This window comes from Enterobacter sp. MGH 37 (assembly GCF_000534515.1).
GTDB classification, from domain to species: domain Bacteria; phylum Pseudomonadota; class Gammaproteobacteria; order Enterobacterales; family Enterobacteriaceae; genus Enterobacter; species Enterobacter kobei.
Genome location: NZ_KI973205.1, coordinates 1,846,905 through 1,864,681, shown reverse-complemented (window position 1 = coordinate 1,864,681; position 17,777 = coordinate 1,846,905). Strand labels below are relative to the sequence as shown.

Annotated in this window: 19 protein-coding genes, 1 pseudogene and 1 riboswitch; of the genes and pseudogenes, 9 read left to right on the top strand and 11 right to left on the bottom strand. The window is 53.4% G+C overall.

Translation table 11 applies throughout. The features are described 5' to 3' along the window. Window positions 1–109: 109 nt before the first annotated feature. Window positions 110–901, top strand: a complete 792-nt coding sequence (kdgR, locus tag L383_RS14920) for a DNA-binding transcriptional regulator KdgR (RefSeq protein WP_014884288.1) — start codon at window positions 110–112, stop codon at window positions 899–901. Between the two features lie 66 nt (window positions 902–967). Here kdgR and L383_RS14925 read toward each other — a convergent pair whose 3' ends face one another. After that, window positions 968–1,207, bottom strand: a complete 240-nt coding sequence (locus tag L383_RS14925; RefSeq protein ID WP_014884287.1) for a YobH family protein — start codon at window positions 1,205–1,207, stop codon at window positions 968–970. 160 nt (window positions 1,208–1,367) lie between these two features. Between L383_RS14925 and mgrB the strand changes: the two genes are divergently transcribed. The 6 genes and pseudogenes from mgrB (at window position 1,368) to rlmA (ending at window position 5,735) form a co-directional block, all read left to right on the top strand. After that, window positions 1,368–1,511, top strand: a complete 144-nt coding sequence (gene mgrB / locus L383_RS0123920) for a PhoP/PhoQ regulatory lipoprotein MgrB (RefSeq protein ID WP_014884286.1) — start codon at window positions 1,368–1,370, stop codon at window positions 1,509–1,511. A gap of 74 nt (window positions 1,512–1,585) precedes the next feature. After that, window positions 1,586–1,876 carry a YebO family protein gene (locus tag L383_RS14930; RefSeq protein WP_014884285.1) on the top strand — a complete coding sequence of 97 codons (291 nt, stop codon included), beginning with the start codon at window positions 1,586–1,588 and terminating at the stop codon, window positions 1,874–1,876. A gap of 672 nt (window positions 1,877–2,548) precedes the next feature. Further along, window positions 2,549–2,693 (top strand): annotated as a pseudogene (locus tag L383_RS0123915) (DUF2627 domain-containing protein). A gap of 12 nt (window positions 2,694–2,705) precedes the next feature. Next, a complete protein-coding gene (cspE, locus tag L383_RS14935) occupies window positions 2,706–2,915 on the top strand; it encodes a transcription antiterminator/RNA stability regulator CspE (protein WP_001062678.1) in 210 nt (69 codons plus the stop codon). Window positions 2,916–3,133: 218 nt separating this feature from the next. Continuing rightward, window positions 3,134–4,852, top strand: a complete 1,719-nt coding sequence (gene ftsI, locus L383_RS14940) for a peptidoglycan glycosyltransferase FtsI (protein ID WP_032629033.1) — start codon at window positions 3,134–3,136, stop codon at window positions 4,850–4,852. A gap of 67 nt (window positions 4,853–4,919) precedes the next feature. Continuing rightward, window positions 4,920–5,735, top strand: a complete 816-nt coding sequence (gene rlmA, locus L383_RS14945; RefSeq protein WP_023330639.1) for a 23S rRNA (guanine(745)-N(1))-methyltransferase — start codon at window positions 4,920–4,922, stop codon at window positions 5,733–5,735. Here the strand turns inward: rlmA and mntP are convergent. From mntP to manX, 5 genes are all read right to left on the bottom strand, one after another. Continuing rightward, window positions 5,732–6,298 carry a manganese efflux pump MntP gene (mntP, locus tag L383_RS0123910; RefSeq protein ID WP_032629253.1) on the bottom strand — a complete coding sequence of 189 codons (567 nt, stop codon included), beginning with the start codon at window positions 6,296–6,298 and terminating at the stop codon, window positions 5,732–5,734. The genes rlmA and mntP overlap by 4 nt on opposite strands. A 10-nt stretch (window positions 6,299–6,308) precedes the next feature. Continuing rightward, a riboswitch (yybP-ykoY riboswitch) is annotated at window positions 6,309–6,499 on the bottom strand. A gap of 199 nt (window positions 6,500–6,698) precedes the next feature. Further along, a complete protein-coding gene (locus L383_RS14950) occupies window positions 6,699–7,157 on the bottom strand; it encodes a DUF986 family protein (RefSeq protein ID WP_023330637.1) in 459 nt (152 codons plus the stop codon). Between the two features lie 62 nt (window positions 7,158–7,219). Beyond that, a complete protein-coding gene (locus L383_RS14955; protein ID WP_006810994.1) occupies window positions 7,220–8,071 on the bottom strand; it encodes a PTS mannose transporter subunit IID in 852 nt (283 codons plus the stop codon). A 12-nt stretch (window positions 8,072–8,083) separates the two neighbouring features. Then, on the bottom strand, window positions 8,084–8,884 hold the full coding sequence (manY, locus tag L383_RS14960) for a PTS mannose transporter subunit IIC (RefSeq protein ID WP_008500490.1): 801 nt from the start codon (window positions 8,882–8,884) through the stop codon (window positions 8,084–8,086). A 47-nt stretch (window positions 8,885–8,931) separates the two neighbouring features. Continuing rightward, complete coding sequence (manX, locus tag L383_RS14965; RefSeq protein ID WP_023330636.1) at window positions 8,932–9,897, bottom strand: PTS mannose transporter subunit IIAB; 966 nt, start codon at window positions 9,895–9,897, stop codon at window positions 8,932–8,934. Window positions 9,898–10,358: 461 nt separating this feature from the next. Between manX and yoaE the strand changes: the two genes are divergently transcribed. Further along, window positions 10,359–11,918 carry a CNNM family cation transport protein YoaE gene (yoaE, locus tag L383_RS14970; RefSeq protein ID WP_014884278.1) on the top strand — a complete coding sequence of 520 codons (1,560 nt, stop codon included), beginning with the start codon at window positions 10,359–10,361 and terminating at the stop codon, window positions 11,916–11,918. Between the two features lie 6 nt (window positions 11,919–11,924). Here the strand turns inward: yoaE and L383_RS14975 are convergent, their stop codons facing one another. The 4 genes from L383_RS14975 to pabB all read right to left on the bottom strand — a co-directional run bounded on the left by L383_RS14975 (window position 11,925) and on the right by pabB (window position 17,112). After that, entirely contained in the window at window positions 11,925–13,523 is a 1,599-nt protein-coding gene (locus L383_RS14975; RefSeq protein ID WP_023330635.1) for an EAL domain-containing protein, read from the bottom strand. Between the two features lie 130 nt (window positions 13,524–13,653). Next, entirely contained in the window at window positions 13,654–15,018 is a 1,365-nt protein-coding gene (gene sdaA, locus L383_RS14980) for an L-serine ammonia-lyase (RefSeq protein WP_023330634.1), read from the bottom strand. Window positions 15,019–15,202: 184 nt separating this feature from the next. Continuing rightward, complete coding sequence (locus L383_RS14985) at window positions 15,203–15,781, bottom strand: CoA pyrophosphatase (protein WP_014884275.1); 579 nt, start codon at window positions 15,779–15,781, stop codon at window positions 15,203–15,205. Window positions 15,782–15,783: 2 nt separating this feature from the next. Further along, window positions 15,784–17,112, bottom strand: coding sequence for an aminodeoxychorismate synthase component 1 (gene pabB, locus L383_RS14990; protein ID WP_032629030.1), 1,329 nt, complete (start codon window positions 17,110–17,112; stop codon window positions 15,784–15,786). Between the two features lie 61 nt (window positions 17,113–17,173). Between pabB and L383_RS14995 the strand changes: the two genes are divergently transcribed. Further along, window positions 17,174–17,368, top strand: coding sequence for a YoaH family protein (locus L383_RS14995; RefSeq protein ID WP_014884273.1), 195 nt, complete (start codon window positions 17,174–17,176; stop codon window positions 17,366–17,368). Between the two features lie 6 nt (window positions 17,369–17,374). On the opposite strand, the gene L383_RS15000 is transcribed toward L383_RS14995, so the two are convergent. Then, complete coding sequence (locus L383_RS15000) at window positions 17,375–17,719, bottom strand: RidA family protein (protein ID WP_014884272.1); 345 nt, start codon at window positions 17,717–17,719, stop codon at window positions 17,375–17,377. Window positions 17,720–17,777 lie beyond the last annotated feature (58 nt).

Below are 17,777 nucleotides of genomic sequence, written 5' to 3'. Positions count from 1 at the left end.
GTCGCAGATTTGTAACGAAACAAACGCGCATTGATTGCAGGTAACATCACAGGAATTTATAATAAAAACCGGTTCTGATTTTTATAAAACACTCTCTATGAGGTGGTAAATGGCAATTGCGGATTTGGATAAACAGCCAGATTCTGTTTCTTCCGTGCTGAAGGTGTTTGGCATCTTACAGGCGCTCGGAGAAGAGCGTGAAATTGGTATTACAGAGTTGTCGCAGCGTGTGATGATGTCGAAAAGCACCGTTTACCGCTTTTTGCAAACCATGAAATCACTGGGTTATGTAGCGCAGGAAGGAGAGTCTGAAAAATACTCTCTGACGCTAAAGCTGTTCGAACTGGGTGCCCGGGCGCTGCAAAACGTTGATTTGATCCGCAGCGCGGACATTCAGATGCGTGAGATCTCCCGTCTGACCAAAGAGACCATCCACCTGGGTGCACTGGATGAAGACAGCATTGTTTACATCCATAAAATCGACTCCATGTACAACCTGCGTATGTATTCGCGCATTGGCCGCCGCAACCCGCTTTATAGCACGGCAATTGGCAAGGTTCTGCTGGCGTGGCGCGATCGCGAAGAGGTGAAGCAGATCCTTGATGGTGTGGAATATAAACGCAGTACGGAACGAACCATTACCAATACTGATGAACTGTTAACGGTACTCGACAAGGTGCGTGAACAAGGATACGGCGAAGATAACGAAGAGCAGGAAGAAGGGCTGCGCTGCATCGGCGTTCCGGTGTTTGACCGTTTTGGCGTGGTGATCGCGGGTTTAAGTATCTCTTTCCCAACCCTGCGCTTCTCAGAAGAGCGTCTGCACGAGTATGTGGCTATTCTGCACACAGCCGCGCGTAAGATTTCCGAGCAGATGGGCTATCACGACTATCCCTTTTAACGCGTTTTAGCATAAAAAAACGCCGCATCTTCTGCGGCGTTTTTCGTCAGTGGTTAACCAGGCCAGTTAGCCATTATCAACCACGACGGACATCTTTCTCAGTACCGGGCAGTTGGTTAAACCAATGATGCCACTATCAGAATGGAGATACTGCGCCGTGCTTACGCCTTGTGCTGTTACGTACTTACACTGAATACCTAAGCCTGCTGCATTTTCGGTGCTTCCCACAAGCACACCGTAGCCGGTTAACAAAAGTCCAATCCAGAGTATCGCCAGTACTATAATCGTTCGAATAATTACGCGCATTGTTACCTCTTTTATCGTTGTTATCATGAGGCTAGCCTAAACGGTTTACGTAATGAAACAAGTGCAGGATTCTGAAAAAGACCTGATGTTGGTACAGTTAGTCCTTGTTTAAGGTCACCGTGATAACCTGGTTGTATCAGGTCTTTAGACGGAGTGTGGAGTGAAAAAAATACGCTGGGTGATTCTGATTGTCGTACTGATAGCGTGCGTGGTGTTATGGACGCAGACGATCAATGTGATGTGCGATCAGGATGTACAGTTTTTTAGCGGCGTTTGCGCAATCAATAAGTTTATCCCGTGGTAGCACGCATTTTTTCTTAAGGTGATTTCCTTCCTTCGCACCAGTGGTAAAATAGGCGTTTTTATTGAGGTGGTGAAATGGGTGAGTTACTGAACTCAGGGTTGCTGAATGTAGCATCCCTGATGATCTCTTTGGTTGTTCTGCTGGTGGGTCTGGTCATTTGGTTTTTCGTGAACCGTGCCAGTTCCCGTACAAACGAACAGATTGAACTGCTGGAAGCGCTGCTCGATCAGCAAAAGCGTCAGAATGCGCTGCTGCGTCGTCTGTGCGAGGCTAACGAACCGGAAGGGAAAGACGAGTCAAAAGAGGCTGTCGCTGAAAACAACCAGGATCAGGACGATTTTATCCGTCTGGTGGCTGAGCGCTGATTGCCGTGTCCCGGGAGGGACTGTGGTCTGGTTCAGTCCAGGTGTAATCCCTCCCTGAAAATGCGTTAAGTGGCAAGGCAGATAATTTAGCACCAGTTAATAGTACTTTCAGGATACTGAAAACTGGCGATTATTTATCCTTAGAAACGAAGCGATGAATTGTTGCATATATTCTGTATGTATCTACGCTCAAAAATGTTTTATTTTTATCGAAACGTTTTGTTTGCCTTGTTTTGATGCAGCGTCATAAAAATTTCATTATTTTGGTGCATAACCCTCCTTATTACCTGCTGCATTTTAATACAGTTCGGTGCGGATTATTAACATCGAGTTTTTCCTGAAACAATACGCCCCCCGTTGCAATGATTTAAGCATAAGTTTTCACAATTTGTTCTAACTCAATCAATTCCGAAGATTTCTTTTCACGGTTGCTGGACGCATTGTAATGATTGAGCTATGTTAAAAAAGTCTTAGATTACAGTGCTTGCGAAAGCACCGTAGAGCCTGTGTAAGAGCGTTAAGCTGTCTGTGTGTATCGCGCATAATTGTGCAAATCCTTACAGACAGTGTTCGAATTTGTGCGGCGGATCGAGACATGTTTAAAAATGGCTTGCCATATTAAACATAGTGTGTGATAACACGTTTTGGGTCAAACGAGGTACAGTTCTGTTTATGTGTGGCATTTTCAGTAAAGAAGTCCTGAGTAAACACGTTGTCGTTGAATACCGCTTCTCTGCCGAACCTTATATTAGTGCCTCATGCAGTAATGTCTCAGTTTTATCTCAGTCAATGCCTGCGGGCTAAGAAAACACTCTAAGGAATTTTGCAAATGGCAAAGATTAAAGGTCAAGTTAAGTGGTTCAACGAGTCTAAAGGTTTTGGTTTCATTACTCCTGCTGACGGCAGCAAAGACGTGTTCGTACACTTCTCTGCAATCCAGGGTAACGGCTTCAAAACTCTGGCTGAAGGCCAGAACGTTGAGTTCGAAATTCAGGACGGCCAGAAAGGCCCAGCTGCAGTTAACGTAACTGCTATCTGATCGAACCGCTGCTGACTGAAGCGCGTAGCACTTCAATCTCAGACATAAAGCCTCGCACAATGCGGGGCTTTTTTATGCCCCTATCTTTCAAAATATGACTATCCTCTGTCTCGTTAGCAACTTGTTGCAAAGCTGCGAGGTTAGAAGCACAGTTTCGCCTCCCTCAGCGCATCTTTTCCCGTTAAATCAGAGCGTTGTTTAACAGCTCTGGGGTTCAGGTGAAAAAGAAATTAATTATGAGCGCTGGCAATTTCACACCAGCGCGTTTTGCGCTGCTCTGTTTTGCTATTTTCTGCAGTCTGGCTTTTTTACTGGGTCGTGTTGCCTGGCTACAAATCATCAAACCTGACAACCTGGTGAAGCAGGAAGATATGCGATCGCTGCGTCAGCTGACGATTGATGCTCCACGAGGGATGATCACGGATCGTGAAGGCCGACCTCTGGCGGTCAGCGTGCCCGTCAGAGCCGTATGGGCCGACCCTAAAACGGTACTCGCAAAAGGGGGCGTTGGTTTTGACGATCGCTGGCAGGCGCTGGCGAGCGCGCTTCATCTCTCCCTGAATACCCTCTCTTCGCGCATTAACGCCAATCCCAGGGGCCGGTTCATTTACCTGGCTCGTCAGGTTGATCCTGCGCAGGCCAAATGGATTGATAAACTGAATTTGCCGGGAATTAACCTGCGTGATGAATCGCGCCGTTTTTACCCGGCAGGCCACGTGGCGGCCAATCTGATTGGCTTCACCAATATTGACGGGCAGGGCATTGAAGGGGTGGAAAAAAGCTTTAATACTCAGCTGACGGGTAAAGCGGGTGTCCGACAGGTAAGGGAGGATCGCTACGGCCGGGTGGTTGAAAACCTGACGGAAGTTGCGCCCACGCCAGCGCATAACATTCAGCTCAGCATCGACGAGCGGCTACAGACCATTACCGAAGACGCGCTGGATAATGCCGTGGCCTGGAATAAGGCCGAATCAGGGGCATCGGTATTGATCAATATCCCAACCGGCGAAATACTCGCCATGGCGAGTTACCCGGACTTCAACCCCAATAACCGGGAAGGCGCGACAATTAACGATTTTCGTAACCGGGCTATTAGCGATACGTTCGAACCCGGTTCGACCGTTAAACCGCTGGTGCTGATGACGGCGCTGCAGCAGGGGCTGGTCCAGCCGGACAGCGTGATTGACACCCATCCTTATACACTTGATGGACACCGTATTCGCGACGTGGGCTACTACCCGGAGCTGACGATGACCGGGATCCTGCAGAAATCGAGCGATACCGGAGTCTCCCGGCTCTCGCTGGCGATGCCCATACAGCACCTTCTTGATACCTACCGGAACTTTGGTTTTGGCACGAACACGGGTCTTGGCTTAACGGGGGAGAGCGCGGGCCTGTTGCCACAGCGTAAGTACTGGAGCCAGCTCGACCGCGCGACCTTTGCCTTCGGCTATGGCCTGATGGTGACGCCGCTCCAGCTTGCCCACGTCTATGCGACGATTGGCGGATTTGGACTGGAGCGTCCCCTGTCGATCACCCGCATCGATCCCCCCGTTATCGGGCACCGCGTTATGCCGGAGGAGATCGCGCATGAGGTGGAGCATATGATGGAGAGCGTTGCGCTACCCGGTGGCGGTGGCGTTAAGGCCGCGGTGCGTGATTACCGCGTGGCGGTAAAAACCGGTACGGCGAAGAAGATTGATGACAGCGGCAAATATGTCGATAAATATGTCGCCTATACCGCGGGCGTCGCACCTGCGAGCGATCCGCGTTTTGCGCTGGTCGTGGTGATTAACGAGCCTCAAAACGGGGCGTACTACGGTGGGGCGGTTTCAGCGCCGGTTTTCAGCGAAATCATGGGCAACGTGCTGCGCCTGGAGAATATAAAACCTGATGGCCTCCCGGCCGGTTCTGACCACCTTATCGTCATGCGGTAATCCAGCCGTTTTATAGCGGGGCGAATAGCGGTACACTTCGCCCTTTGGTTTATGCCCCGGAGTTGCCATGTCCTTCAGTTGCCCCCTTTGTCATGCGTCGCTGATGCGCTCAGATAAAAGTTATCGTTGTCCGCAGGGACATCAGTTTGATATGGCGAAAGAAGGATATGTGAATCTTCTGCCGGTGCAGCATAAGCGCTCCCGCGATCCGGGCGATAGTGCGGAGATGATGCAGGCACGCCGTGCATTTCTCGATGCCGGACACTATCTGCCGCTGCGGGAGACAGTTGCGCAGATGCTGGATGATATGTTGCCTGATTCGGCGTCCGCCATGCTGGATATCGGTTGTGGAGAAGGATACTACACCGCGCGGTTTGCGGAAGTGGCGCGTGAGAAGGGGGCCGTAACATTCGGTCTCGACGTGTCGAAAGTGGCCATTCGCGCGGCGGCTAAACGCTACGCTGGCGTGACGTACTGCGTGGCTTCAAGCCACCGGTTGCCGTTCGAAGATGCCAGTAAGGACGCTATCATCCGCATCTATGCTCCCTGTAAAGCGCAAGAGCTTGCACGGGTGGTGAAACCCGGCGGATGGGTCATCACCGTCACACCCGGCCCGCGTCATCTGATGGAGCTGAAAGGGCTGATCTACGACGAAGTGCGTCTGCATGCCCCCCATTCTGAACAGCTGGCAGGTTTTACGCTGAAGCAGGAGCAGTCAGTGGCGTATCACATGGATCTGGAGGGGCAGGAGGCGGTAGCACTATTGCAGATGACGCCGTTCGCGTGGCGGGCAAAACCGGAAGTTTGGGCGGCGCTAGCGGCCCGGACGACATTTAGCTGCCAGACAGATTTCAGTATCCATGTCTGGCAGCGCGACGCTTAACCCGCGAAGTGTGCCCAGAGGATCTGGGCACCAATGCCGATCAAAACGATACCGCCTAAGATCTCGGCGCGTTTACCCAGTAGCGGGCCGATAAAGCGTCCGACCATTATGCCCAGCGTGGACATAATCAGTGTTGCACAGCCAATGGCCAGCGCAGTGGCGATAATGTTAACCTGCAGGAAAGCCAGACCCACCCCGACGGCCATGGCGTCAAGGCTTGTGGCGATAGCGGTTGTCACCAGCAGCCAGAATCCATGGCGGTATTGCGGTTCCGCATCTTCATCATCCCCGCCGCGAAAACCCTCGATGACCATTCGGCCACCGAGAAACACCAGCAGAACGAACGCGATCCAGTGATTCCACTCGAGCACGAACTGGCTGGCGAGCATACCCAGACCCCAACCGATGAGCGGTGTCAGCGTTTCGATGGCGCCAAAAATCAGCCCGGTACGCAGTGCTTCTGAGAATTTAGGTTTGTGGAGCGTGGCACCCTTGCCAATGGAGGCAGCAAAAGCGTCCATGGACATGCCAAAAGCGAGAAGGATCGTAGCGGAGATATTCATAACAGCGTCCAGACCGGGGATATCCATATGACACATCACTGCCCCCAGTAAACAGCAGTTGATGTATCTATGGTCTCGCCTGATCTCTTTTGCACCGTAAGCGTGCTGAAAGCGATCCGTACGTGCCACGTTTTTCAACGAGTATGTTGACACGTACATTTCCTGCGTGCAGGAAATCGGCTACTCCCCAACGACGGGCGCAACCTTAACATATTTTGAGAATATAAAACAACATCGAGGAAGGCTTAATTTACTCGCTTTCTTGATAACGATTTTCATTTAGGTTTATGCGTGAAAATATCGTTAATGAATATAAGTCAAAAGAGGATAGCAGATATAGCAACGGCTATATTCAGGGTGAGAAAATAGCGTAATATATAGCCGATGCTATAAATTTAACTTATTGAGTTTTAAGGAGTAATGTGTAGATTTTCTCAAGGTCATCAATATTCTTGACCCGGATGAGCAGGCGGCGTTGTTCTAATTGCATCACTAACACACCGTCTTCGGATAAATTCATCTCTTTAATGCGGTTATATTCTATCCATACGTTGGCGAAGAAGAATCCGTATTTTTTAAAAATGAGTTTTGGCGAACGGATCCAGAAAAGGTATATCGCCATTAATGCCAGCGCACATAATAACCATGTGGTTAATATTGCACCGTGGCTGGTGACGTTATTGTAGATCAGAATGACCACCAGACCCGCGAAGATAAACGCATCAATGCGTCCGCGGCGTAAGAGGGGAAGGGTCAGTAGCGTCTCGCCGTGGCGGCGAGGCATAATGAACTCGTCATAGATAGCGTAAGCCAGAAGGGCGACAATAAATAAAACCAGTACGATGTCCGTGACAGTCATTCATCCTCCGGATAACCGATAAAAAAACCGGGGGCAAGCCCCCGGCGTCTCACGTTACTGCTTTACAGACCCAGCAGGCCGACAGCGTAGCCCGCGATACCGATGACGAAGAAGCCAACGATGATCCACAGCGGGTTCACCTTCTTACGCAGCAGCCACATACAGGCGAAGGTCAACAGCAGCGGTACCAGGCCCGGCATCAGCTGATCCAGGATAGTCTGCACGGTGGTGACGCGGGTCTGACCATCCTGGCCGGTGATGGTCGATACCACCAGCGGGATGTTCACGTGCGTCCACTTGTTCACCAGTGCCCCCATCACAAACAGGCCGAGAATTGACGCCCCCTCGGTCAGTTTCTGCAGGAAGCCGCCGCCCATATCCTTAACAATATCCACGCCCTTGCGGTAGCCGTAGGCCACGCCGTAGTAACGTGTCAGCAGTCGCACCGCGTTGAACAGGATAAAGAACAGCAGAGGACCGAGCAGGCTGCCGCTCATGGCGATACCCGCCCCCAGCGCGGCAAAGACCGGACGAACCGTACCCCAGAAGATAGGGTCACCTACACCGGCCAGAGGACCCATCAGACCGACTTTGATACCGTTGATCGCACCATCGTCAATCTCTGCGCCGTTGGCACGCTGCTCTTCCATCGCCAGCGTTACGCCCAGAACCGGCGCGGCTACATATGGATGGGTGTTGAAGAATTCCAGGTGACGCTTAATCGCCTGACGTCGTGCTTCGTTATTTTCCGGGTACAGGCGCTTGATCGCCGGTACCATGGAGAAGCAGAAGCCCAGCGCCTGCATACGTTCGAAGTTCCATGAACCCTGAAACAGGTTAGAACGGATGAACACGCCACGAATATCACCCGGAGTGAGTTTTTTCTCGGTGGTAGTTTTTGTCATATCAACCATTTCGCTCACCTGTTAGTCCAGTTCGTTATCGAGATCGTTGTTACCAGCAGCCTGCGCTGGGGCACCCGCAACGCGGTTATATTTCGGGCTGAGCTGGATGTAGAGAATCGCCATTACGGCACCAATGACACCCAGTGCAACCAGGTTGAAGTTGGTGAATGCTGCGGTGACGAAGCCGAGGTAGAAGAACGGCATCAGGTAGCCTGCGCGCATCATGTTAATGACCATCGCATAACCAACGACCACGATCATACCGCCCGCGATGTTCAGACCACCGGTGACCACTTCTGGAATGGCGTTCAGCATGCTCTGGACTTCACTGGTACCGACTGAGATCGCAACGATAACCGCCGGAATGGCGATACGCATCGCCTGCAGGAACAGGGATGAAACGTGGATCCAGGAGAGTGCTGTAAGGTTGCCGTTTTCGGCCGCCTTATCCGCCGCGTGCTGGAAAGCAACGGTGATGGTACGTACGATAATGGTCAGAACCTGGCCTGCTGCGGCCAGAGGAATGGCCAGAGCGATACCTGCACCGATACTCTGATGACCGGCAATAACCAGAACGGTCGAAATGATGGAGGCCAGCGCGGCATCTGGCGCAACGGCAGCACCGATGTTCATCCAGCCGAGGGCGATCATTTCCAGCGTACCCCCGATGATGATACCGGTTTTCATATCACCCAGTACGGCACCAATCAACGTACAGGCCACCAGAGGACGGTGGAACTGAAATTCATCAAGTACGGATTCCATACCCGCAATACATGCGACGACGAACACCAGCACAATCTGAAGAGTGGTAATCTCCATTGTACTTCTCCTATTACATAAGCTTTATGTGAAAAACCGGCGCGGGCTTATTTCCCAACTTTACCGATCAAATCCATCATTTTCAGTTTCTGGTCAGTGGAAACTTTACGGGCTTCCAGCTCAATACCGCGCGCATTCAGCTTGTTGAATGCCTCGATATCTTTCGCATCGACTGAAATGGCGTTGTTGACCTGCGTTTTGCCCTGACGGAACGCCATACCCCCAATGTTCACGGAGGTGATTTTCACGCCGCCTTCAACAATGCGCTCAACGTCTGTCGGGTTAGTAAACAGCAGCATTACGCGCTCACCCGCGTATTTCGGGTTGTTGTAAACGCGGATCATCTTGGCGACATCCACCACGTGCGCGGTGACGCCAGGAGGAGCAACCTGAGTCAGAAGGGTTTTACGTACGGTGTCGGCGGCAACTTCGTCGCTGACGACGATAATGCGGCGAACGTTGGTCTCTTTAGTCCAGCGCGTTGCCACCTGGCCGTGGATTAATCGGTCATCAATACGTGCAAGGCCGATGACCATATAATCATTCGGGCCCATGGGTTTTGCCGGTGTAGCCACTTTCGGTGCTGCTGCTGCCGCGGGAGCGGGTTTCTCAACCGGCTGTGCTTTCAGGGCTTTCACGCCCTCACGGCCCGTTTCAACCGCCAGGGCGACAAGCTCATCAAAAGTCGGGTTGTCGTCGCGCGCCATAAAGGTTTCCACCAGCATGGGAATGTTAACGCCGGCGACGACTTCATAATGCTCTTTATCGACGACAATACGGCTGGCAGCATTGAACGGGCTGCCGCCCCATGTATCAACGAGAAACAGCACGCCTTTGCTGGTATCCAGCTTCGAGAGTTGAGCGTTGTACTTTTCAATCAGCGTCTCGGCGTTTTCACCGGGAACGAAATCGATCCAGCCGACGTTTTCCTGCTCGCCCAACAGCATCTCTGCCGTTTTGAGTAGCTGCTCAGCAGCCCAACCATGTGTGCCTATGACAATAGCAATGGTCACTTGCTACCTCCTTTTATTATCATTAATACGCCTGCCGGGCAGACGTACTGAGAATCGTATTGGCGAACCGAATCGATTCAGATAAGGGTTAGAGTTCAAAAAACTAAGACTTCCGCGAATTATTTTAGACAGTGAAAAAATAATTTATGTGATGAAGATCCGTAATTTAGCTTTCCCGATCGAGAAAATTCTCAACACAAATTTAGTCTTATTGCGTTTTTGCAAAAGAACGTAAATCTTTGCTTAAAACCTGGTGTCTCTGATATGTTTAGCCTCCGTTTACTTGTTCAGGAGTATAGGGCTACAGCCCACTATATGGACCGTCACCGACGTCAGTCATCTTTCAGGCCAATTTGCGCCTTTTTCACCGGCGATCCTCGCCATGTACCGACTCTGTCTTCCTCTGTTTTGCCCACGTTGAGTGGGGCACCGTTTCGTCATTCCTTTAGCAGGAGCTTGTCATGGAATTCTTAATGGACCCGTCAATCTGGGTGGGATTGCTCACGCTGGTGGTGCTGGAGATCGTTCTCGGCATCGATAACCTGGTGTTTATCGCCATCCTTGCGGATAAGCTGCCGCCAAAACAGCGTGATAAAGCGCGTCTGATTGGCCTCTCGCTGGCGCTGGTCATGCGACTGGGACTGCTTTCCGTCATTTCCTGGATGGTCACGCTGACAAAACCGCTGTTCTCCGTCATGGATTACACCTTCTCCGGGCGTGATTTAATCATGCTGATCGGGGGGATATTCCTGCTCTTTAAAGCGACCACGGAACTCCACGAGCGGCTGGAAAACCGTCAGCACGACGATGGACACGGTAAGGGCTACGCCAGTTTCTGGGTGGTGGTGCTGCAGATCGTCGTGCTGGATGCGGTCTTCTCGCTGGATGCGGTAATCACGGCGGTCGGCATGGTGAACCATCTCCCTGTGATGATGGCGGCTGTGGTCATTGCTATGGCGGTAATGCTGCTGGCGTCGAAACCGCTGACGCGTTTCGTCAACCAACATCCGACGGTGGTTGTGCTCTGTCTGAGCTTCCTGCTGATGATTGGTCTGAGCCTGGTAGCGGAAGGTTTTGGCTTCCATATTCCGAAAGGTTATCTGTACGCCGCAATTGGCTTCTCGATCCTGATTGAACTGTTCAACCAGATTGCGCGCCGGAACTTTATTAAGCAGCAGTCGAATCAGCCGCTGCGTGCCCGTACCGCGGATGCCATTCTGCGTCTGATGGGCGGTCGTCGCCAGGTGAACGTTCAGTCTGATACTGAAAACCGTAATCCGGTGCCGGTTCCGGAAGGGGCGTTTGTAGAAGAAGAGCGCTACATGATCAACGGCGTGCTCTCCCTTGCTTCCCGTTCGCTGCGCGGAATCATGACCCCGCGCGGGGAAATCAGCTGGGTCGATGCGAACCTGAGCGTGGATGAAATTCGTCAGCAGTTGCTCTCTTCACCGCACAGCCTGTTCCCGGTGTGTCGCGGTGAGCTGGATGAGATCATCGGCGTCGTGCGCGCGAAAGAGATGCTGGTGGCCCTGGAAGAGGGCGTCAACGTAGAAGCCATTGCGGCTGCATCGCCTGCGATTGTTGTGCCGGAAACGCTGGATCCGATCAACCTGCTGGGCGTGTTGCGACGCGCACGCGGCAGCTTCGTTATCGTCACCAACGAGTTCGGTGTGGTGCAGGGGCTGGTCACGCCGCTGGACGTGCTGGAAGCGATTGCCGGTGAGTTCCCTGATGCCGACGAAACGCCTGAGATCGTCGCCGACGGCGAAGGCTGGCTGGTTAAAGGCACGACCGACCTGCACGCGCTCTCGCACACGCTCGGGGTGGAAAACGTGGTCAACGATGAAGAAGACATCGCGACCGTTGCCGGTCTGGTTATCGCCGTGAACGGGCAAATCCCGCGTATCGGGGATGTGATTGAGTTGCCGCCGCTGCACATTACCATTGTTGAAGCCAACGACTATCGCGTTGATATGGTCCGTATTGTTAAAGAACAATCTGTCCACGATGAAGAAGAATAGCTCTGCTTAACGCAGGGGCATTAAGGGCACAATGTGTCCGTTATGCTGTGCTGGCGGGGGAGCACTTCCCGCCAGCCATTGTGGAAAGTCTCTCAGCGGCATCGGCCGCGCATAGTAAAATCCCTGCAGGACCGATACACCATGGCGGCGCAGATATCGCGCCTGCTCCTCTGTTTCGACCCCTTCAGCCACCAGTTCGATATTGAGTCGCTGACCCAGTGCAATGATGATATCCGTCACCGTTGAATTCACGGCGTCGGTGCCAATGGCGGTGATAAACGACTGGTCGATTTTTAGTACGTCCGGGTGCAGCTTTTCAAGCCAGGAGAGGGAGCTGTTTCCGGTACCAAAATCGTCGATGGCAAGCTTCACCCCTTTGCGATGCAGTTCGCGCACAATACGATATTCCGCATCCGGCAGGGCATCCCGTTCCGTTAATTCAATCACCAGCTGCTGACGCGGGTTAGCGCTGAACCAGAGGCGGTTCAGGTCCTGTAACAACACCGCGTGACGGAAATGGCTGGCAGCGACGTTAATGCCGATGTGAAAACCGGCGCTGGAAGGAAAGTAGCCTATCTGACGTACGGTTTCGGCGAGGACATAGCGTGTCAGAGGGACAATCAGATTATGTTCTTCCGCCAGAGGAATAAACACTTCCGGGGAGATCCACCCCTGTCGCGGGTTATTCCAGCGCAGCAGAATTTCAACGCCGACGCACGCCTGAGTTCGGGCATTCACCAGCGGCTGGCAGAAAAGCTCGAATTCCCGGGCCGCAATGCCCATATCAATCTCCCACGTGAAACTCATCCTGTTCGCCGTCGCCAGCCAGGCGAGATAGCCCAGCAGCAGGCTCAGCATAAGACCCAACGGAAGCTGCGCGGGCAGCGTCTTCAGGGCCAGCTCTCCTGGACCTGGCCCGCTGACGATGATGGAGAAGGGGTTGTGGGTGGATGACAGCTGAACAAGCGCGCCAGCCTTTCCGAAAGTCAGGCTATCGGTGACCCGTTGACCATAGCGCAAAAAACGATCGCCCACGGATAACGCCACATCATCAATAAGTGGACGCTCGGGCTCCAGTATCATTCTGGTGATCAAATCAATATTAATGATCTCAATGACGCCATCTTCCCCGTCCTGGGACACCGGGTTCCACTGGATCAAGATCGGACTGCCCTTCATCAGCCACCGATCGGTCGATAAAATCAGCTTCGGCGTGCTGGCGGGTAATTCCGGGAGAAAGTCGCGGATGGGAATATTACGGCTGCCGAAAACACTGGAGCAATACAGGATACCGTCTTTAATCAGGGCAATGGAGCGTACCGTTTGTAAAATGGCCGCCTGTTTTCGCAGGGCCAAATGTGCCTGAGGGCAGGGTTGACCCACCAGCTGCTGGAACACGCTGCGGCGTTTTTCCAGCGAAAGGAGAAGATTATCCAGAGAGCGAACGGTATGGCTGCTGAAGTCGAGTACCCGCTGCTGGTTAACGTTGCGCTGAGAAATAAAGCGAGCGCCCAGGGTCAGAATGAGCGTAAGGATCGCAACCGTCACACAGACGATAACGCGTTTTCGGCGGTAATGTTTAATGATCGTTTGTGCAGTTTGCATGAACGGTCGCCTGATAAGCCACCAGCCCCAAAAGCCGGACGCAACAGTAAAAGTGTAGTGGGGAAAGCGAAAGGAGACGAGAAAGAGGGGGGAAATTCGCCCATCCGTTGCAGATGGGCGAAAGCGAGTATTAGTCGCACTGCACCTTAATAGCCAGACCACCACGCGACGTCTCACGGTACTTCGCGTTCATGTCTTTGCCGGTTTCGTACATGGTTTCGATGACCTTATCCAGCGACACGCGCGGTTCGCTGGTACGGCGCATCGCCATGCGTGAGGCGTTGATCGCTTTGACAGAGGCAATCGCGTTACGCTCAATGCACGGTACCTGTACCTGGCCCGCGACAGGGTCACAGGTCAGACCGAGGTTATGCTCCATACCAATCTCTGCCGCCACGCAAACCTGCTCAGGGCTTGCACCCAACAGTTCAGCCAGACCGGCGGCAGCCATCGAGCAGGCAACGCCCACTTCACCCTGACAGCCCACTTCCGCACCGGATATGGACGCGTTCATCTTGTACAGCGCGCCGATGGCCCCTGCCGCGAGGAAATAGCGGATATAGATATCGGGCGTGACAGGCTCAATAAAGTGATCGTAGTAGGCCAGTACCGCTGGAACGATGCCGCAGGCACCGTTGGTTGGCGCCGTCACGACACGGCCACCGGCGGCGTTCTCTTCGTTAACCGCCAGGGCAAACATGTTTACCCAGTCGACCACGTTCATCGGGTCATTCGAGAATTTATCCGTGGTCACCAGCATACGGCGCAGGGCAGAGGCACGACGCGGCACGCGCAGTGGCCCAGGCAATACGCCTTCGGTGTTCATCCCGCGGTCAATACAGGCGCGCATGGTTTGCCACACGTTAGCAAAATAGTCTTCAATCTCTTTTTTGCTGTGCAGCGCCAGTTCGTTCTGCATCACCATACCGGACAGGGAAAGACCGGTCTCTTTGCAGTACCCCAACATCTCGGTAGCCGACTTAAACGGATACGGGACGCTGACGTCGCCAACGCTGTCTTTGCCAAAATGCTCTTCATCGACGATGAAGCCACCGCCGATGGAGTAGTACGTTTTGCTGTAAATCTCTTTTTCACCGCTCCAGGCATGAATGGTCATGCCGTTTTCATGCAGCGGCAGGTTGTCGCTGCGAAAACGCATGCCGTCATCCTGCGGGAAATCCACTTCATGCTGGCCGTTAGCCAGCAGCAGGCGTCCGCGCGTTTCCACGTCGCGGATAAATGCCGGGATGGCATCAATATCAACAGTGTCCGGCATATTGCCTGCCAGACCCATAATAATGGCGATATCGGTGTGGTGGCCTTTACCCGTTAATGACAGTGATCCGTAAACGTCTACGGCGACACGGGTAACGCTTTCCAGTAATCCTTTTTCGACCAGATCATCGACGAACTGTTTACCGGCCTTCATAGGCCCAACAGTATGGGAAGACGAAGGGCCAATTCCCACTTTAAACATGTCGAATATACTAATCACTTTCACACTCCTGACAGGGTTACCGGGGTTCCAGTAACGATGTTATAACTGCGCATAGTGTAAGAGGGAACACCGACCTCGGCTTAACTATTCACATGAATTAAACTAATGGTTAACGATGGGTTTTGCTAATAGCGCGACGCGGATCGCAAACCTGCAAAGAAGGATGGAATGTAAAGTATAGTCAAGGTTTCAGGCCGATTTGCAGCGCCAGTTCACGAATGATCCCCGCCGTCATGCCCCAGACAAAATAATGCTGATACCAGGACAACCAGACCCGATGATCATGCCCTCGACGCTGAATATCCAGCGGATGATAACGGCTGAGCCGGAGCGCCTCTTCAAGCGGCATCTCAAACACGGCTGACACTTCATCGACGCTGGCGTGATACTGCAGGCCCGGCGGGATAATACCCACCACGGGCGTGACCTGAAAACCGGTCACGCTGTCGACCGGCGGCAGCACGCCTATCACCTCGACCGCCTCAGGCGGGATGGCCACTTCTTCCTGAGCTTCCCGCAGCGCGGCGGCGATCAGCGACGCATCGGTGCTGTCCACCGCGCCTCCGGGAAAAGCAACCTGACCGGCGTGTTTACGCATATGCGGCGAGCGCTGCGTCAGCAACAGCCCCGGCTGCTCCCGGCGCACCACCGGGATCAGCACCGCCGCCTGACGTTGATTCAGCGTGGCGCGGTTGACCTGCGGTCGCAAAAGCTGAAAGCGCGACAGAAAATCATCCAGCGTCAGGTTCTCTTTCTCCACCGTTAGTTCTCCAGTTGTTTCAGGATACGGTTAACTTTATCAAAGGTTTCCTGATATTCCGCCTCGACCTGGCTATCCGCCACAATGCCACCGCCTGCAGAGCAGTACAGATTGCCGTCGCAGGCCGTCAGGGTACGAATGGTGATGCTGGTATCCATGGTGCCGCACAGGCTGATATAGCCGATACTGCCGCACCAGGCGTTGCGGCGGTGCGGTTCCAGTTCGTCGATGATAGCCATCGCGCGAATTTTGGGGGCTCCGGTGATGGAGCCGCCCGGAAACGCGGCGCGAAGCAGATCGCAGGCGGTGCGCGTGGCGGGCAGGCGCGCGGTAATGGTGCTGACCAGATGATGTACCGCCGGGAAAGGCTCGACGACGAACAGCTCCGGCACGCGCACGCTGCCGGGTTCGGCGACGCGGCCAATATCGTTACGCATCAGGTCGACGATCATCAGGTTCTCGGCGCGATCTTTCGGCGATGCGGCGAGTTTCTCCGCCTGCTGGCGATCGGCGTTGGGGTCCGCCAGACGCGGTAGTGTGCCTTTAATCGGGCGGGTTTGAATGACCCCCTCGGCCAGATGAATAAAGCGCTCTGGCGACAGGCTGAGGATAGCGCCCTGAGGCAGACGTACGAATGCGCTGAACGGCGCCTTGTTGCTGGCATTAAGACGGGAAAACGCCTGCCACTCATCTCCGTGATAAGTCGCCTGGAAACGCTGGGCAAGGTTCACCTGATAACAGTCGCCGCTTTGCAGATACGCCTGAACGCGCGCGAATTTTTCATCGTATTCCGTCTCGCTCATATTCGAGCGCCAGCCGGAGGTCAGCCTGAACATCTGGGCCGGGGCGGGCTGTTGCGCTTCAAGCCAGGCCAGTCGCGCCTGCACGTCACTATGGCTCAGCAGAGAAACCGTTTTTTTCTGGTGATCGACAATTAACGCCCAGTCATACAGCCCCACGGCCATGTCTGGCAGGGAAATATCAGCCTGCGCATGCTCGGGCAGCGTTTCGAAACGGCGACCCAAATCGTAGCCAAACAGACCAAGCGCGCCACCCTGAAAAGGGAGATCCGGGTCTGGTGTGGCGGATAAGCCTAACGCGTTGAGCGCTTGCTGAAGCTGCATCAGGGGATCGTGCGTCGGCGCCAGGTCATCGGTTGTCAGCGTTTTAAGCGGGTCGGCAACCAGAATATCAAAGCGGCTGTAGGGGTGATCCGCATGGCCAGAATGCAGCAGTATGGCAAAGGGAAGGTGGCTTATGCGGGCAAACCAGAACTCCGCGGCGTCAGCACGCCAGGGCAACGTCAATACAGTGGGGAAGCGCATGTTCATGTGTGGCATACTACCGGGCAGCGTGAAATAATTAGCGCGAATAATTTAGCAGGAGTTGACGATGTTTGCAGGTTTACCTTCTCTGAGCCATGAACAGCAGCAGAAAGCGGTTGAGCGAATTCAGGAACTGATGTCCCAGGGAATGAGCAGCGGACAGGCGATTACCGTCGTCGCTCAGGAGATTCGCGCCAGTCATTCCGGCGAGCGGATTGTGGCGCGATTCGAAGATGATGATCCAGAAGATCAAGAGGAGTGATCGGGCTTAAACCGCCGCGATAATCTTAATTTCGACCTTATACTCCGGTTTCATCAGCGTGGCCTGTACAGTGCAGCGTACAGGCGCGTGACCCGCCACCACCCATGCATCCCAGGCTTTGTTCATCGCCGCAAAATCATCTTTATTGGCCAGAAAAATGGTCGCATCCAGAATGCGGGATTTATCGCTGCCCTGTTTTTCCAGCACGGCATCAATTTGCGCCAGCGTGTTGGCCGTTTGCTCGAAGGCATCCGCGTCCAGGTTAGCCGGTACGCCAGTGTAGTAGAGCGTCTGATTGTGGATCACCACATCAGACCAGCGGGCTTCGGCATCAATGCGCTTAATCGTCATAAACGTTTCCTCGTTATTTTTCGTCATCAGGCGGCAAGACTGCCATATTGTGCTGGCG

What these genes read in the sequence shown, in the direction of transcription:
- mntP (WP_032629253.1), bottom strand. Translation starts at nt 6,298, where the DNA reads ATGAATATCTCCGCTACGATCCTTCTCGCTTTTGGCATGTCCATGGAC.
- L383_RS15000 (WP_014884272.1), bottom strand. Translation starts at nt 17,719, where the DNA reads ATGACGATTAAGCGCATTGATGCCGAAGCCCGCTGGTCTGATGTGGTG.
- L383_RS14955 (WP_006810994.1), bottom strand. Translation starts at nt 8,071, where the DNA reads ATGGTTGATATGACAAAAACTACCACCGAGAAAAAACTCACTCCGGGT.
- L383_RS14925 (WP_014884287.1), bottom strand. Translation starts at nt 1,207, where the DNA reads ATGCGCGTAATTATTCGAACGATTATAGTACTGGCGATACTCTGGATT.
- pabB (WP_032629030.1), bottom strand. Translation starts at nt 17,112, where the DNA reads ATGAACATGCGCTTCCCCACTGTATTGACGTTGCCCTGGCGTGCTGAC.
- cspE (WP_001062678.1), top strand. Translation starts at nt 2,706, where the DNA reads ATGGCAAAGATTAAAGGTCAAGTTAAGTGGTTCAACGAGTCTAAAGGT.
- L383_RS14930 (WP_014884285.1), top strand. Translation starts at nt 1,586, where the DNA reads ATGGGTGAGTTACTGAACTCAGGGTTGCTGAATGTAGCATCCCTGATG.
- kdgR (WP_014884288.1), top strand. Translation starts at nt 110, where the DNA reads ATGGCAATTGCGGATTTGGATAAACAGCCAGATTCTGTTTCTTCCGTG.
- L383_RS14975 (WP_023330635.1), bottom strand. Translation starts at nt 13,523, where the DNA reads ATGCAAACTGCACAAACGATCATTAAACATTACCGCCGAAAACGCGTT.
- L383_RS14995 (WP_014884273.1), top strand. Translation starts at nt 17,174, where the DNA reads ATGTTTGCAGGTTTACCTTCTCTGAGCCATGAACAGCAGCAGAAAGCG.
- yoaE (WP_014884278.1), top strand. Translation starts at nt 10,359, where the DNA reads ATGGAATTCTTAATGGACCCGTCAATCTGGGTGGGATTGCTCACGCTG.
- rlmA (WP_023330639.1), top strand. Translation starts at nt 4,920, where the DNA reads ATGTCCTTCAGTTGCCCCCTTTGTCATGCGTCGCTGATGCGCTCAGAT.
- L383_RS14950 (WP_023330637.1), bottom strand. Translation starts at nt 7,157, where the DNA reads ATGACTGTCACGGACATCGTACTGGTTTTATTTATTGTCGCCCTTCTG.
- manY (WP_008500490.1), bottom strand. Translation starts at nt 8,884, where the DNA reads ATGGAGATTACCACTCTTCAGATTGTGCTGGTGTTCGTCGTCGCATGT.